Origin of the sequence: Anabaena sp. CCY 9910 (assembly GCF_963920875.1) — a bacterium.
In the GTDB taxonomy this organism is placed as follows: Bacteria; Cyanobacteriota; Cyanobacteriia; order Cyanobacteriales; family Nostocaceae; genus Trichormus; species Trichormus variabilis.
Map to the genome: position 1 here is coordinate 42,211 of NZ_CAWUDJ010000020.1, position 16,736 is coordinate 58,946.

At 43.8% G+C, this 16,736-nt stretch carries 11 protein-coding genes; 9 read left to right on the forward strand and 2 right to left on the reverse strand.

Annotated features, from left to right (window positions below):
* Window positions 1-191 precede the first annotated feature (191 nt).
* The gene (locus ACM5QX_RS16125; protein WP_414754477.1) at window positions 192-4,880 is read right to left on the reverse strand and encodes a glutamate synthase-related protein; all 4,689 of its coding nucleotides are present in this window, start codon (window positions 4,878-4,880) and stop codon (window positions 192-194) included.
* A gap of 755 nt (window positions 4,881-5,635) precedes the next feature.
* Between ACM5QX_RS16125 and ACM5QX_RS16130 the strand changes: the two genes are divergently transcribed.
* The 9 genes from ACM5QX_RS16130 to ACM5QX_RS16170 all read left to right on the forward strand — a co-directional run bounded on the left by ACM5QX_RS16130 (window position 5,636) and on the right by ACM5QX_RS16170 (window position 15,424).
* The gene (locus ACM5QX_RS16130) at window positions 5,636-7,618 is read left to right on the forward strand and encodes a phosphodiester glycosidase family protein (RefSeq protein WP_414754432.1); all 1,983 of its coding nucleotides are present in this window, start codon (window positions 5,636-5,638) and stop codon (window positions 7,616-7,618) included.
* 278 nt (window positions 7,619-7,896) lie between these two features.
* Entirely contained in the window at window positions 7,897-8,319 is a 423-nt protein-coding gene (locus ACM5QX_RS16135; RefSeq protein ID WP_011318128.1) for a phosphomannose isomerase type II C-terminal cupin domain, read from the forward strand.
* Window positions 8,320-8,803: 484 nt separating this feature from the next.
* Complete coding sequence (locus ACM5QX_RS16140; RefSeq protein ID WP_414754433.1) at window positions 8,804-9,142, forward strand: HesB/IscA family protein; 339 nt, start codon at window positions 8,804-8,806, stop codon at window positions 9,140-9,142.
* A gap of 97 nt (window positions 9,143-9,239) precedes the next feature.
* Window positions 9,240-9,623 (forward strand): 30S ribosomal protein S12, encoded by a 384-nt coding sequence (gene rpsL / locus ACM5QX_RS16145; protein WP_006196398.1) that lies wholly within the window; start codon window positions 9,240-9,242, stop codon window positions 9,621-9,623.
* 487 nt (window positions 9,624-10,110) lie between these two features.
* Entirely contained in the window at window positions 10,111-10,581 is a 471-nt protein-coding gene (rpsG, locus tag ACM5QX_RS16150) for a 30S ribosomal protein S7 (protein ID WP_010998477.1), read from the forward strand.
* Between the two features lie 140 nt (window positions 10,582-10,721).
* Complete coding sequence (gene fusA / locus ACM5QX_RS16155; RefSeq protein WP_414754434.1) at window positions 10,722-12,800, forward strand: elongation factor G; 2,079 nt, start codon at window positions 10,722-10,724, stop codon at window positions 12,798-12,800.
* 22 nt (window positions 12,801-12,822) lie between these two features.
* Window positions 12,823-14,052, forward strand: a complete 1,230-nt coding sequence (tuf, locus tag ACM5QX_RS16160) for an elongation factor Tu (protein ID WP_011318125.1) — start codon at window positions 12,823-12,825, stop codon at window positions 14,050-14,052.
* Between the two features lie 202 nt (window positions 14,053-14,254).
* On the forward strand, window positions 14,255-14,572 hold the full coding sequence (gene rpsJ / locus ACM5QX_RS16165; RefSeq protein ID WP_010998474.1) for a 30S ribosomal protein S10: 318 nt from the start codon (window positions 14,255-14,257) through the stop codon (window positions 14,570-14,572).
* 201 nt (window positions 14,573-14,773) lie between these two features.
* Window positions 14,774-15,424, forward strand: coding sequence for an LON peptidase substrate-binding domain-containing protein (locus ACM5QX_RS16170; protein WP_010998473.1), 651 nt, complete (start codon window positions 14,774-14,776; stop codon window positions 15,422-15,424).
* Window positions 15,425-15,464: 40 nt separating this feature from the next.
* On the opposite strand, the gene pheA is transcribed toward ACM5QX_RS16170, so the two are convergent.
* Window positions 15,465-16,337, reverse strand: coding sequence for a prephenate dehydratase (gene pheA / locus ACM5QX_RS16175; protein WP_414754435.1), 873 nt, complete (start codon window positions 16,335-16,337; stop codon window positions 15,465-15,467).
* Window positions 16,338-16,736: the final 399 nt, after the last annotated feature.

The window sequence follows — 16,736 nt, forward strand, 5'->3', positions numbered from 1 at the left end:
AAATAAATGTTTGAAACCCCTACACCCCTATACCCTCATACCAATTCTCTATGAAGTTGCACCAATCAATGATGTAGAGACGTTGCATGCAACGTCTCTACAGTCCAGAATAAAGCACATCTTCATTAAGATACCCTACACCCGGTCTCAACAGAAAATCCGGGTGTGTAAGTCCTACTAATAACCAGTGACTAGACAGAACTCAGATATTTCTCTACTACAGCTTGGGGGTTAGCTTCTGGGCTTTCAGCCTCTGAAGGTGGGACTAATTGCCAGAACTTAGGCAAATATTCCTGCCAATTGTCCAAGATTATCTGACCTTTTGGCGAACCTGTACTTTCTACATGAGCTTTAATTAAGTCTTGCAGTTGTTTCTCGCCAGCTGTGGTTAGCACCCGTTGAATTTTCACAATTTCTCGGTTGACTAATTCAGGGAATGAACCATCTTCATCTAGGAAGTAAGCTAACCCACCAGTCATCCCCGCAGCTACGTTGCGTCCTACTTTACCAAGGACGACAATTGTACCACCTGTCATATACTCACAACAGTGATCACCAGCCCCTTCAATCACGGCTACACCTTTAGAGTTGCGGACAGCAAAGCGTTCTCCGCCTAAACCATTGGCAAATAACACCCCACCAGTAGCACCGTAGAGACAGGTATTACCCACAATGACATTTTGTGCGGGATCATAAGTAGCTTCAGCTGGTGGCTTGATAATAATTTCACCACCGTGCATTCCTTTACCTACGTAGTCGTTGGCTTCTCCCTCCAGGGTGAGAATGATTCCCGGTAGGTTGAAAGCACCAAAGCTTTGACCGACGCTACCTGTGAAATTAAGGTTAATTTGTCCCTCAAAACCACTATCTCCGTATTGAGAAGCGATCGCCCCAGCTAGTCTTGCCCCCAATGTTCTGTCAGTATTGACTATAGGTAAAGTCTTGGTAACAGCAGACTGGTTGCGAATGGCTGCTTGAATGTCGAGATCAGCCAGTAATTGGTCATCCACAACGGGGCCGTTGCTGTGGACTTCTTCATGTATCAACCAACTACGATTTTCTCTCGTGTCTGGTAGTTGGAGTAAGCAGTTGAGGTTGATAGCTTGGGTCTTGGTGAGTCGCGCATCCTTACGCGTTGTCAAAATATCAGCCCGGCCGATGATTTCTGACAAAGAACGATAGCCGAGTCTAGCTAACAGATGACGCACTTCTTCTGCAACGAAGTAGAAGAAATTTACAACGTGTTCGGGAATACCTGTAAAGCGTTTGCGTAATTCTTCTTTTTGGGAAGCAACACCCACAGGACAGTTATTGGTGTGGCAGATTCTCGCCATAATACAGCCTTCTGCAATCATGGCGATGGAACCAAAGCCAAATTCCTCTGCACCCATCAACGCACCAATTAATACGTCCCAACCACTCTTAAGACCACCATCTACACGTAAGACTACGCGATCGCGCAGACTATTTTCCATCAACACCCGATGTACTTCACTCAAACCTAGTTCCCAAGGTGAACCGGCGTGTTTAATGGATGAGAGTGGTGATGCACCTGTACCACCATCATGGCCGGAAATTTGGATGATATCCGCGTTGGCTTTCGCCACACCAGCCGCAATTGTCCCAATACCAATCTCTGCTACTAATTTCACCGATACTTGGGCTTTGGGGTTGATTTGGTGTAGGTCAAAAATCAACTGTGCTAGGTCTTCAATGGAATAAATATCATGGTGCGGTGGTGGTGAAATCAAGGTTACACCAGGCTTAGACCGCCGTAACATGGCAATGTAAGGACTCACCTTTGGCCCTGGTAGCTGTCCACCTTCTCCTGGTTTTGCACCTTGGGCAATTTTGATTTCAATTTGTTTGGCGCTGGCTAAATACTCTGGTGTGACACCAAAGCGTCCTGATGCGACTTGCTTGATGGCGCTAGAAGCTGTGTCTCCGTTCCGCAAACCTCGCAAATGGGGGAGAGTTGGCGAGTGTCCCGATGCGTCCACATCATCCAATACTTTGTAACGTACTGGGTCTTCTCCACCTTCCCCAGAGTTGGATTTACCACCAATCCGGTTCATGGCGATCGCCAATACTTCATGGGCTTCCCGTGACAATGCACCCAAGGACATCCCCCCAGTACAGAAGCGCTTGACAATATCGCTGACTGATTCTACTTCTTCTAGAGAAATAGGTGCGCGATCGCTGTGGAAATCTAGCAAGTCTCGTAAGGCTGTAATTGGTCTACCTTGCAAGTACTGTTTGTAAACTTCGTAGTGGTCGTATTTCTTCCCATCTACCGCCTCATGCAGGGCTTTTGCTAGTTTGGGATTGTTCATGTGATACTCGCCGGTGGGGCGGTAGTTGACAAACCCTAAGTTTTCTAATTTGTGGGTTGCTAGTTCTGGAAAAGCCTTGCTGTGGATGGAAAGCACCTCTTGGGCTAACTCGCTGACACTCAAACCACCGATACGGGAAGCCGTACCTTGGAATCCCAAAGCTAACAAATCGCCACCAATGCCGATGGCTTCAAAAATCTGCGCTGCTTGATAGCTAGACAGCAGCGAAATTCCCATTTTCGAGAGAATCTTTAACAAACCAGACTCTACGGCTTTGCGATAGTTGGCGATCGCCTGTTCTAACGAAAGGCTTGTAATCTTACCCCGTTCCATGAACTGTTGGGTTGCAGGGTCTGACCACCAATTCCGCACAGTATCCAACGTCATGTAAGGACAAATAGCACCTGCACCATAGCCAATTAAACAAGCAAAATGGTGTGTACTCCAACATTGAGCCGTATCAACGATTAAAGATGTCTTCGTTCGCAATCCTTCCCGAATTAGGTAGTGATGCACTGCACCTACAGCTAATAGGGGCGGAATGTAACTATATTCTGCGCTAATACCTGCGCCTACGCGATCGCTCAAAATCAGAATTTTCGCACCAGCCCGGACTGATTCCGCCGCTTGTTGTTGCAAGGCGTGGACTGCTGTTTTCAGTCCATCTGGCCCATTAGCGATCGCAAACAAGGTAGACAATTCAGCTGTAGCAAATCCCGATAGCTTAATGGCTGCCAATTCTGACTCTAATAATACTGGCGATTCTAGCTTCAGTCTTCTAGCGTATTCTGGTTTGGGTTCCAATAAGTTACCCCGTTCGCCCAGTTCCACTTTCAAAGACATCACCAGCTTTTCCCGTAATGGATCAATTGCTGGGTTGGTAACTTGGGCAAAACGCTGTTTGAAATAGTCATAAAGCAAGTGGGGCTTGTCTGTCAGCACTGCCAAGGGGATATCATCACCCATACAGAAGGTCGGTTCTGAACCAGTAGCGGCCATTGGTTGAATGACCATTTCTACATCTTCGGTGGTGTAACCAAAGGCTAGTTGCTGGCGTAGTAAGGTTTCTTTATCAATCTTTGTGGTGTTGACATGACCGTTATCTCCTACCCGGTGACCATGACCATTACCGTTACCATTGCCATTTACCTGACTGGTAAGCTGCTTGAGTTCTTGACGGTACTTTTGCAGCCATTCTCCATAAGGTTGCTGTTTGGCAATGCGCTGCTTAATTTCCCAATTTTTCAGGACTTCATGGTTGACTAGATCCACCGCAATCATTTGACCAGGGCCTAGTCTACCTTTCTCAATAATGTCTGCTTCAGGGAAATCTACTACCCCTGCTTCCGAAGCCACTACTATATAGTCATCTTTGGTAATGAGATAACGAGCAGGTCTTAAACCATTCCGGTCTAATGTTGCCCCTACTGTTTTACCATCCCCAAATACCAACAGTGCAGGGCCGTCCCATGCTTCTTGCAAACCACTGTAATATTCGTAAAAATCAACGATTTCGGGATAGTTACGCAAGGATGGTTGATTTTGGTAAGCCTCTGGCACCATAATCATCAAGGCTTCCAAGGGGCTACGTCCAGAATGCACCAATAATTCGAGGACGTTATCGAGAGTTGCCGAGTCACTGTTGCCCATGAGAACTGATGGTCTGAGTTCATCAAAGCGATCGCCCCAAATGGGATGACTCAAGTTAGCTTCTCTCGCCATCATCCAGTTAATATTTCCCAATAGGGTGTTAATTTCCCCGTTATGACCTAATAGCCGCATCGGTTGCGCTAATGGCCACTTGGGCATAGTATTCGTACTAAAGCGTCGGTGATAAACAGCAAAGGCGCTCTTATAAGCTGGGTTTTGTAGGTCTAGATAGAATGCTCCTAAAACCGCCGATCGCACCATCCCCTTATAAACAATGGTGCGACTGGACAAGGAACAAATGTAAAATTCTTCCGAGATACTTTTTACGGCTTTGAATAAACGCTTACGGGTGATAAAAAGTTGTCTTTCTAGGGCATCACCACTGTTATCGGCGCTTAAAATAACTTGCTCAATTCGGGGCTGATTTTCTTTTGCCTGTATCCCCAACAAATCCGGCTGTACCGGAACTACTCGCCAGCCCAATACAGTAAATTTTTCTTCCGTGGCAATTTGTTCAAAAATCGCTTTGGCTTTTTGGGCAATTTCTGCATCTTGTGGCAAAAAAATCATACCCACAGCAATATTCTTGCTTGACAAAAAGTCTATCTGTCCTTGGGGATAATCTTGCTGTAACAACTCCCAAGGAATAGCGGTTAATATACCTGCACCATCCCCAGAATCTTGGTCGGCGCTACAACCACCCCGATGTTCTAAACAGGTCAAAGCCGCTAATGCTTTAGCCACAATTTCGTGACTGCCATGATTTTGACGATGAGCGATAAAACCTACACCACAGGCATCTCGTTCTTCTACTAACCACCTTTGCCCCTGGTAGGTATCCCCTGAATTATTATTCGCCGTGATTTGTTGGTTTTGATGCGTCGAGTTATCATTCATAGCCTGTTCCTGAGATCGTTGAGTCACGAATTGCGCCACTGTTTGTGAGAAAAATTACTAAATTTCGTGTCCTATGAATACATAAAATCACTGAAATTTAGAGAAAAAAAATTTTAACTCCGGCTTTTTACTACCCCCGTTAAAATTTTGACGTTATGTTTTATGTGTTTATTCTATGGAAGACAAAATTTCTGTGCCTTGACAGTCCTCTACTTAATATCGTCTAGCTTGATATTTTCTCAATTTCTTTGTTTTAATTTTTCCAGCAAAGCCTATTTCTGAGTGCTAGCTATCACCTAAGGTGGGGCATAGCCCATCGCATATCAACTTCACTGTTCTTTGGCTAGAAATAATCCTGATTTAGCAGCAAAATCAGCGTAGTACAATATATACCCCTTTGACAATTACTAAAATATTTTCATTGTTGTGAGATTTTCACTGTTGCCACTACAGCCCCTACTGTGTAACCTTCACTCAAGTAGCAACAGCAGGAACAATGTATCAGGATCTAATATCTTATCCAAATATAATAACCAAAACTACTATTTCTAGTTTTGTTATAACTAGTGCTAGTTAAAGCATTCAGTTACAGTGGTTTTTGCTGCAAAATCTTAGCTTGTCATCTTTAAGAGATAAGAAGCCAATATATATCATATCACATTTACTACTAAATTAGCTCTTTATGTTTCAAGATTTCCGCACAATTAGCTAACTAGGTCGTTGGGTGATAGGTTGCAAAAGTAACTATGTAAATTATGGACAAAATGACAAATTATTGCCGACGAACAAATCACAATATTGTTACCAAACCATTAAAATACGGATACTTTCGGACTCTTGTATCCCCCATAACGGCAATATTACTTTGCTTGTCTGCTACCTATGCCACTAATGCCCAGCAGCCATCACAGGTTCTGCCAACATCGCCTGCATCACTCAGATTATCGGCCGGTAGCCAAATTATCCTTAATGGTCGTAACTTACCAGGAGCTTGGTTACAGCAACCAGGAGCAGCAAATCAAATAACAACACTAATTAATGATGGCGCTCTTAGACAATTGATTGGCGTGGACTTATTAAACAGTAATGACCCAGCCAGACAGCCAGTAGTGTGGTTTTCATCAACAACCCAACCAATAGTTTTAACCACTAGGCTTCAGGGAGGCTATCGCTATCTAGATATTACCAATCTTGCCCGAACAGCAGGATGGCAGATTCAATCCCAAGGTAACACGTTAGCGATCGCCACTTCTCCAGGGCAAGTGAGAGATATTCGCTCCAGTCAGCGACCAGGAACCCCAACCGTGCCATCTTTGCCCACAACTCGCATCGTTGTAGACCTAACCCGTCCCACACCTTGGCAAGTCAGACAAGGGCAACCCATCAAACCTCCAGTTGACCCTAATACACCAGATGCCAAACCCCCCGCATCCACCCACAGAGAGTGGACAATCATCCTTGATGGCATCGCTGATACTGGTTTAATTCAACGCTATACACCGCAACCAATAGCACCGCCACCTGCATCTGCACCCAATTTACTTAAACAATTACCGACACCTGAACCATTAATCACCAAAGTAGAGGTAGTGAATAATCAGACGGTGATTCAGCTAAGTGTTCCCTTAGCTTTGTCTCCTCAGGTTAGCACCATTAATAACCCCGATCGCCTGATTATCGATTTGCGTCCCGACCCCTTACAACCACGAGATATTAACTGGGCAACCGGACTGCGCTGGCGACAACAGTTTATTAATTTAGGTACAAATCGTTTCCCTGTAGTTTTCTTGGAAGTCAACCCCAAGACTGTCGGATTAAGCTTAAAACCAATTATCACTAACCCCGATACTCTAGTAGGCACAGCCCCCATATTGCAAACAGCCCAACGCTACTTGGCAGTAGGCGCAATTAACGGAGGATATTTCAACCGCAATAACCGCTATCCCTTGGGGGCAATTCGTCAAAATAGTCAGTGGTTATCCAGTCCTATCTTAAACAGAGGTGCGATCGCCTGGAACGATGCCGGACAATTTTATTTTGGTCGTCTCAGCTTACAAGAGACTTTAACGACATCTAGTAATTTGCGAGTGCCAATATTAGCCCTGAACAGTGGCTATGTCCAGAACGGTATCGCTCGTTATACACCAGCCTGGGGTAAGATGTACACTCCCTTAACTGACAATGAACGGATTGTCATAGTCCAAAACAACAAAATCACCAATCAGTTTCCAGGGAATAAAGCAGGTCAAACCAACTTTCCTATCCCTAACAATGGCTACTTACTTACATTACGTGGCAATACCACTACACTAGTTTCACAACTCCCCGTCGGTACTGATGTGCAGATTACCAGTGCCACTACACCTGCTGAGTTTAACCGTTATCCCCATATCATCGGAGCCGGTCCCCTACTTCTGCAAAATAGTCAAGTCGTCCTCGATGCCAAAAGCGAACAATTTAGTAACGCCTTTATTGCTGAAAGGGCTGTTCGTAGTGGCATCTGCACTACCCCAAACAATACCTTATTAATTGCCGCAGTCCATAACCGCGTAGGTGGCCCCGGCCCAACCCTAGCAGAACACGCCCAACTGATGAAACTGTTAGGCTGTGTCAACGCCCTCAACCTAGATGGTGGTAGCTCAACTAGCCTTTACCTAAGTGGGCAACTCCTAGACCGCTATCCTAACACCGCCGCCCGTGTCCACAACGGCATCGGGATTTTTCTTCAGCCAAAATAGCGGTACAGATAGACAGTAGATAGTTGAAACTCCACATAACTTACCCTAATCTGCACTTTCCCAATTTAAAGCTGAGAATAAGCAGACGTTCTACTTGATGAAGAATTGGTATAAACCTAGAGTTTCAACTAACATTTTGTACCCTAGCCAGATTCACTTTGCTATGTTTAGCAAGGTGCTGCAAAACTCCTGATTTCACGGTTGTAAAATTCCCCTAAATTTTCCATCAATTATTTCAGAAGTAATGATAGTTTGTTTTGTCTGCAAATGAGGTAACTATGGCTCAAACTCAAGAAACCACAACAAAAACTCACACTTTACCCCTACCTACTACCATTACTAGCCGTAGTGTTGCTGCAACAGAGTTGCGTCCTTGGGGTTCTTTTACAGTACTGGAAGAAGGGCGTGGATATAAAATCAAACGGATTGAGGTGAAACCTGGACATCGCCTCAGCTTACAAATGCACCATCACCGTAGTGAACACTGGATTGTTGTCTCCGGTACAGCCAGAGTAGTCTGTGGCGAAAAGGAAATTCTATTAAGTAATAATCAGTCTACCTACGTACCCCAATGTACTGCTCACCGTCTAGAAAATCCTGGCGTAATTCCCTTAGTACTCATTGAAGTACAAAACGGCGAATATTTAGGTGAAGATGATATTATTCGCTACCAAGATGATTACTCTCGAACATCGAATTAAAGATTCTTGGCAAACTATCTCTCTCTAGTGACTTAAATACTAACTTTTCTCTGTGCCTCTGTGTTTAAAAGCATTTCCACCATCAAGACACAGAAGCACAGAAAATCAATCTTTAGGCCTTACCCATAAAAACGAAAACTCAAGGGTTTGGAGAAGGGTACAGGGGTATGAATCAATTCAAAATTCAAAATACCTTACGGTTTCGCATAGCGTTCTCGTTTGCGTTAGCGTCTCCGACAGGAGAAGCAGAAGAGTAGGCTACGCCAACAAAATTCAAAATAAATGCTTGAAACCCCCTAAACCCCTACACCCTTACACCCTTACACCCTGTCTCAACAAAAAACCTCGGTGCGTAAGTCCTAATCTTAAAGATATCATCTGTGGGATTTTCCCCTGCTTTCCTGTCTTTTCGCTGACAACTAAATTCTTTTGGCAACCCATCTGTAATACTAAAAGATGGTGTCTTCACTTGCCCAAACTAGTTATGATTCATTTGAGCCAAGCCGCAGCCAGTGAAATCAATCGCTTAAAAGCAAAGCAGCATTCCATGTCCCTATTTAGGCTCACCGTTAAACCAGGTGGCTGTTCTGATTGGTTTTACGAGATGTCTTTCGATGAAAAAATAAAAGAAGGCGATCGCATCTTCGACATTAATAATACTCAAGTAGTAATCGATCATGCCAGCTATAATTACATCAATGGTCTAGCCATAGATTATTCAGAGGATCTGATGGGTGGTGCATTCCGCTTCCAAAACCCCCAAGCAATCGTTACCTGTGGCTGTGGTAATTCTTTCTCTACCGCTACACTATCTAGTGTTTAACGAAATAATATGGAAGTTTGACATAAAACCACAAAAAAAGATATAATCAGGATTTGTTAAAACTTAGACCTATAAGCAGCTTCACGCGCTGTGACTCATGCCAACAATACAGCAATTAATACGCACTGAACGCGAAAAAGCGCGTCAGAAAACTAAGTCCCCTGCTCTGAAGCAATGCCCTCAACGTCGGGGTGTTTGCACCAGAGTATACACAACTACACCTAAAAAGCCTAACTCGGCTCTACGGAAAGTAGCACGGGTCAGACTTACATCGGGATTTGAAGTTACTGCTTACATCCCAGGGATTGGTCACAACTTACAAGAACACTCAGTAGTAATGATTCGTGGCGGTCGGGTGAAGGACTTACCAGGTGTAAGATACCACATCATCCGGGGAACCTTGGATACAGCCGGAGTTAAAGACCGCAAACAAGGTCGTTCCAAATATGGAACTAAGCGCCCGAAAGAAGCGAAAAAATAAATCAGGCGATTAATCGTGTTTGATTACGATTAGTCGCTTAACCAAAAGCCCCTAAATTCAGGCAAAAGAATCAATGCTTGTTCTGAAACAGTGATTGATTCACAGAATAAATAATCTGTTTCTGAAAATTTGCTCAAGCTTCTACCGCCAACCTGCACTCAGCGAGCAAGTGTAGGCATGATAAAAAAACAGCATTTAATTATAAATATTTCGGTATTGATAATGCTGTTTGTTTGTCTACTAAATCGAATTAGCCATCATGAACTGAGTAAATCAGGATGGATGAAAAAGGCCAAAACAACAGGTTAGAGACCAGTGTTTACGCACCACTCAGCCCTCGGAGCTTTTTCAAGTCAGCAAGTCTCTTAAATTGGGTTTGCTGCAACCTTAGAGCCAAAATGCGGAATTATGAGTTGCGCTAGCACTCAGAGAATACGCTGTCTGATAGCATATAATTTCGTTGCCAAATCCGAATTAAAGGTAAAGTATGTCTCGTCGTGGTGTTATTCAAAGGCGGCCAGTCCCGCCTGACTCTGTATATAACAGTCGCCTGGTGAGTATGATCATCCGGCGAATTATGCGTCATGGGAAGAAATCACTAGCTGCGCGCATCGTCTATGATGCTTTGAAAACAATTGAAGAACGCACTGGTAACAATGCCTTAGAAGTTTTTGAAAGAGCAGTGCGGAACGCAACACCTTTAGTAGAAGTAAAAGCCCGCCGTGTCGGTGGTGCAACCTACCAAGTACCGATGGAAGTGCGTACAGAACGTGGTACTACCCTAGCACTACGTTGGCTGGTACAATTTTCTAGAAGTAGACCCGGACGGACAATGGCCAGCAGATTGGCTAATGAGCTACTAGATGCTGCCAATGAAAGCGGGAATGCGATTCGCAAACGGGAAGAAACACACCGGATGGCGGAAGCAAACAAAGCATTTGCACACTATCGTTACTAAGTACCAAAGCGGTATATCGTGCATCAAAAAGCGGTATATCGCGGAATTACCGAACACAAGTCGGTTTTCCCTAAAAGTATAGAATCTTAACAAAGAGTAATATACAAGATATCATGAGGCAAAAACTATAGGAGGTTATTGTGGCACGTACAAACCCGCTAGAGAAAGTACGCAATATCGGTATTGCGGCGCATATAGATGCGGGCAAAACCACGACAACAGAGAGAATATTATTTTACTCTGGAATAATTCATAAAATCGGTGAGGTTCACGAAGGAACTGCTGTAACCGACTGGATGGATCAAGAGCGGGAGCGGGGAATTACCATCACTGCTGCGGCAATCAGTACCAGTTGGAAAGATTATCAAATTAACATTATCGATACTCCAGGTCACGTAGACTTCACAATTGAAGTTGAGCGCTCCATGCGGGTGTTAGATGGTGTGATTGCGGTATTTTGTTCCGTGGGTGGTGTACAACCCCAATCAGAAACTGTGTGGCGGCAAGCAGACCGTTACAAAGTACCTCGGATTGCCTTCATCAACAAGATGGATCGTACAGGAGCGAACTTTTACAGAGTTCATGAGCAAATGCGCGATCGCCTGCGGGCAAATGCCATTGCCATTCAATTACCTATCGGTAGCGAAAACGACTTCAAGGGCATCGTAGACTTGGTGCGGAAGCGTGCCTACATTTACAACAACGACCAAGGTACAGATATTCAGGAAACTGATATCCCAGCAGACTTACAAGATCAAGTCGAAGAGTACTACACCAAGTTGGTGGAAGCAGTCGCAGAAACCGATGATGCTCTGATGACTAAGTACTTCGATGGCGAAGCACTGACAGAGGAAGAAATTCGCTCTGCCCTGCGTCAAGGTACAATTGCTGGCACAATAGTACCCGTACTTTGTGGTTCAGCCTTCAAAAATAAAGGTGTACAGTTAATGCTGGATGCAGTGGTAGATTACCTACCCGCACCAACAGAAGTACCACCCATTCAAGGCACACTCGCTAATGGCGATACTGTTGAGCGTCGGGCTGACGACAACGAACCCTTAGCAGCTTTAGCCTTCAAGATTATGGCTGACCCATACGGTCGCCTTACCTTTGTTCGCGTTTATTCAGGCGTTCTGAAAAAAGGTAGCTATGTTCTAAATGCTACTAAGAACAAAAAAGAACGGATTTCCCGTTTAGTTCTAATGAAAGCAGATGACCGGCAAGACGTAGAAGAACTACGTGCGGGTGATTTAGGGGCTGCTCTAGGATTAAAAGACACCTTGACTGGTGATACTATCACTGATGAAGGCTCACCAGTAATTCTGGAATCCCTATTTATTCCAGAGCCAGTAATCTCGGTAGCGGTTGAACCCAAAACCAAGAACGACATGGATAAGCTATCCAAGGCTCTGCAATCTCTCTCAGAAGAAGATCCAACTTTCCGTGTCAACGTTGACCCAGAAACCAACCAAACTGTAATTGCAGGGATGGGAGAACTCCACCTAGAAATTCTCGTAGACAGGATGTTACGTGAATTCAAAGTGGAAGCCAACGTTGGTGCGCCACAAGTAGCTTACCGCGAAACGATTCGTAAATCAGTTACTAACGTGGAAGGTAAGTTCATCCGTCAAAGTGGTGGTAAAGGTCAATATGGTCACGTTGTGATCAATTTGGAACCTGGAGAACCAGGTACTGGCTTTGAATTCGTCTCTAAAATTGTCGGTGGTGTAGTACCTAAAGAGTACATAGGCCCTGCCGAGCAAGGTATGAAAGAAAGCTGTGAATCTGGTATTTTAGCTGGATATCCACTAATTGACGTGAAAGCAACGCTAGTTCATGGCTCCTACCACGATGTGGACTCTTCGGAAATGGCTTTCAAAATTGCTGGATCAATGGCGCTGAAAGAAGCTGTGCTTAAAGCCTCACCAGTACTATTAGAGCCTATGATGAAAGTCGAAGTGGAAGTTCCTGAAGACTACATTGGGAACGTCATTGGCGACCTCATCTCCCGTCGGGGGCAGATAGAAAGCCAAAGCACTGAACAGGGACTCGCTAAAGTGGCATCAAAAGTTCCACTGGCGACTATGTTCGGCTACGCCACTGATATCCGGTCGAAAACCCAAGGTCGGGGTATCTTTACGATGGAGTTCAGTCACTACGAAGAGGTGCCTCGCAGCGTAGCTGAAACTATCATTGCAAAAAGCAAAGGGAACGCTTAATTAAAAAAGGAAACGAGTATTCATGGCACGCGCAAAGTTTGAAAGAACGAAACCCCACGTAAATATTGGTACGATTGGCCACGTTGACCACGGTAAAACAACCTTAACGGCAGCAATCACCATGACCTTGGCAGCCCTTGGTCAAGCGGTCGCTAAAGGCTACGATCAAATCGACAACGCACCAGAAGAAAAGGCGCGGGGTATCACCATCAACACAGCCCACGTTGAATATGAGACCGCTAATCGTCACTATGCTCACGTAGACTGTCCTGGTCACGCTGACTATGTGAAGAATATGATCACAGGTGCGGCTCAGATGGATGGAGCAATTCTCGTAGTTGCTGCTACCGACGGCCCTATGCCTCAAACCCGTGAACACATCCTACTAGCAAAACAGGTAGGCGTTCCTAAGCTAGTAGTCTTCTTAAATAAAGAAGATATGATGGAAGACGCTGAACTACTAGAACTAGTAGAACTAGAATTAAGAGAACTGTTGACCGAATACGAATTCGATGGAGATGATATTCCCATCGTTAGAGGTTCAGGCTTGCAAGCTCTCGACGTTATGACCAAGAATCCTAAGACCCAACGTGGAGAAAATCCTTGGGTAGATAAAATCTACGAATTGATGGACGCTGTAGATTCTTATATTCCCGATCCAGAGCGGGATATAGATAAACCATTCCTGATGGCGGTAGAAGACGTGTTCTCTATTACCGGTCGTGGTACAGTTGCTACCGGTCGGATTGAGCGTGGTAAGGTGAAAGTTGGTGATGTTGTGGAACTAGTAGGTATTAGAGATACACGCAACACAACTGTTACCGGGATCGAGATGTTCAAGAAGAGTCTCGATGAAGGTATGGCTGGAGACAACGCCGGTGTACTGTTACGTGGTATCCAAAAAACTGATATTGAACGGGGTATGGTTTTAGCCAAGCCTGGTTCCATCACTCCTCACACCCAATTTGAAGGCGAAGTTTACGTTCTCACCGAAAAAGAAGGTGGTCGTAAAACTCCTTTCTTCGCTGGCTACCGTCCTCAATTCTATGTGCGGACAACTGATGTAACTGGTACAATTAAAGCCTTTACTTCCGATGAAGGTGAAGCAGTAGAAATGGTGATGCCAGGAGATCGCATCAAAGTCACTGTTGAATTAATCAACCCGATTGCGATTGAGCAAGGAATGCGCTTCGCTATTCGTGAAGGTGGCCGCACCATCGGTGCTGGTGTCGTCTCCAAAATTGTCAAGTAGCACTTTTTCACCCTAATAACTAAGAGCAGAGAAGCTTGCGGCATCTCTGCTCTTTTATCTGAACTTAAATAAGGTACTGGGGACTAGATATTTAGGAAAAGACAAGAAGGACAAACAGTGATTGTTGTCTAAGTGTCCCAGTCCCCAATCTCCAATCCCCAATCCCTAACCCCTCAATTCATCAGAACCTGGAAAATTTAAGATGGCAACTCTACAGCAGCAGAAGATTAGAATCCGTTTACAAGCTTTTGACCGTCGTTTATTAGATACATCTTGCGAGAAGATCGTTGACACAGCTAACCGTACTAACGCTACAGCCATAGGCCCAATTCCCTTACCCACAAAACGGAAGATATACTGCGTGCTGCGATCGCCCCACGTAGATAAGGATTCCCGCGAACATTTTGAAACCCGTACTCACCGCCGGATTATCGACATTTACCAGCCTTCATCTAAAACCATCGATGCGCTGATGAAGCTGGATTTACCATCTGGTGTAGATATTGAAGTAAAGCTTTAATTAGTCAGTAGTCAATAGTTATTTGTTCGCCAATAACTAGTAGCCACTAACAACTGACATTAGTAAAAATATTTACGCTGCCCTGAAATAAATTTTTCGGGGCATTTTATTTAGCCAGAAAACAAATGATAGAATGTAAGGAAAATACGGGAAAAGCAGAGAAAGAGAAATTTTAAAGATTAAATTTATACTCAGGTAAAAATGACATCTTCTTCTAGAATTGCCGTCCGCGAACTACCTCTGTTCCCGTTACCCGAAGTAGTTCTGTTTCCTACCAGACCATTGCCCCTGCATATATTTGAATTCCGCTACCGAATCATGATGAACACGATTTTGGAAAGCGATCGCAGGTTCGGGGTCTTGATGGTTGACCCAGTAAAAGGCACAATTGCGAACGTAGGCTGCTGTGCAGAAATTATTCACTATCAACGTCTACCAGATGACCGCATGAAAATGTTGACTCTGGGACAACAAAGATTCCGTGTCTTAGAATACGTGCGGGAAAAACCCTACCGTGTTGGTTTAGTGGAATGGCTAGAAGACCATCCACCAGCAAAAGATTTGCGCCCTTTGGCAACGGATGTAGAGCAACTGCTACGTGATGTTGTTCGTCTTTCAGCCAAAATTACAGAACAAAATATAGAGATTCCTGAAGAATTGCCAGATTTACCCACAGAATTATCTTACTGGGTGGCCAGCAACTTATATGGAGTAGCGGGAGAGCAGCAATCATTACTGGAAATGCAAGATACTGCTGCTCGCCTAGAACGAGAAGCGGAAATTTTAACCACTACTCGCAATCATTTGGCAGCTCGTTCTGTTTTGAAAGATACATTTAACCCAAAGCTCTAACTTCATGTCGTTAACTTGAGCAATAACGCAGTAATAATTACTATTGATTGTTAGCTGAAAGTACACTGTAACTACCAAAAATTTTTAAGACTTCTGTGTAAGTAGTTAATTCAAGCAAAGCAGATTTCATCTGTGGTGTATTGACATCAGCTTCTAAATCAATAAAAAATAAATACTCGCCCAGCGATCGCTTTGTTGGACGAGACTCAATTCGACTCAAGTTAATATCCAAGTGGGCAAAAATTTGCAGTGTTTTGAGCAATGCACCAGGCACGTTGGCAGGTACGCTAAAAGCAATAGAAGTGTGAGTGAGTTTTTGTAAAGGTAATTGATGCGTAATATCAGATTCTGCCTGACTGATTACCCAAAAGCGAGTACAGTTTTCTGCATAGTCATTAATACGACTTGCTAGTATGGGTAAATTATAAAGTTCAGCAGCTCTACTGGAAGCGATCGCCCCTATTGACAAATCATACTCTAGTTTTTCCAGCGCCTCAGTTGTTGAATTACTAGGAATCAGTTGCACATTAGGAAGAAACGCTCTTAGCCAACCTTGACACTGGGCTAGAGCTTGGGGATGAGAATAAACCGTTTTTATCCCATCTAAACTATCGGCACAAGAAATTAAAGCATGAGCAATGGGCAAGATTAAAGCTGACTGAATTTGCAAACTATCTAGCTGCCACATTGTATCCATTGTCATGGTGACACTGCCTTCAATAGAATTTTCTACAGGCACAACAGCTAATTGAGTTTCTCCTTGAGCTAGAGCTTGGAGCGACTGAGCAATGCTGGAATAAGGACGTAAACTAGCTTCTAGTCCACTACTGTGACTCAGCCATTTTACATAAAAAATAGTAGCTTGTTCTGCATAAGTACCAGGTGGCCCTAAATGAGCAACAGATAATGTCATTATGTTTTTGCCCATAGTTATATGTTTGGTGTATAGACTTTATCATAAGTACAAATAGAATATTACTGTCAGCAACTGACTATGAACCAACAATTAAGCCATTGTCTAAGTTGTAGGGCTGTATCTTCGCCCTACCATATCTAAATAAATAGGTGAGAGTGTATTTTCTTCCAAATTAATGAATATCAAAACTGTGGATTAAATTCTGGAATATCTAGGTCAACTGTATCTTTATTGAGAATAATATGAGTTATAATTTATATACTTACGAACGATGAATTCTTTTCATTTAGGCATTCTAACCATAGAAAAGAATTATACCTAAATATAATTTAGCTTATCAGCTACTTTAATTTATTGAGAATAATATGAGTTATAATTTATATACTTACGAACGAT

Coding starts and splice junctions, on each gene's coding strand:
- tuf (WP_011318125.1), top strand. CDS start 12,823: ATGGCACGCGCAAAGTTTGAAAGAACGAAACCCCACGTAAATATTGGT.
- ACM5QX_RS16140 (WP_414754433.1), top strand. CDS start 8,804: ATGATTCATTTGAGCCAAGCCGCAGCCAGTGAAATCAATCGCTTAAAA.
- ACM5QX_RS16135 (WP_011318128.1), top strand. CDS start 7,897: ATGGCTCAAACTCAAGAAACCACAACAAAAACTCACACTTTACCCCTA.
- ACM5QX_RS16125 (WP_414754477.1), bottom strand. CDS start 4,880: ATGAATGATAACTCGACGCATCAAAACCAACAAATCACGGCGAATAAT.
- ACM5QX_RS16170 (WP_010998473.1), top strand. CDS start 14,774: ATGACATCTTCTTCTAGAATTGCCGTCCGCGAACTACCTCTGTTCCCG.
- pheA (WP_414754435.1), bottom strand. CDS start 16,337: ATGACATTATCTGTTGCTCATTTAGGGCCACCTGGTACTTATGCAGAA.
- rpsJ (WP_010998474.1), top strand. CDS start 14,255: ATGGCAACTCTACAGCAGCAGAAGATTAGAATCCGTTTACAAGCTTTT.
- rpsL (WP_006196398.1), top strand. CDS start 9,240: ATGCCAACAATACAGCAATTAATACGCACTGAACGCGAAAAAGCGCGT.
- ACM5QX_RS16130 (WP_414754432.1), top strand. CDS start 5,636: ATGGACAAAATGACAAATTATTGCCGACGAACAAATCACAATATTGTT.
- rpsG (WP_010998477.1), top strand. CDS start 10,111: ATGTCTCGTCGTGGTGTTATTCAAAGGCGGCCAGTCCCGCCTGACTCT.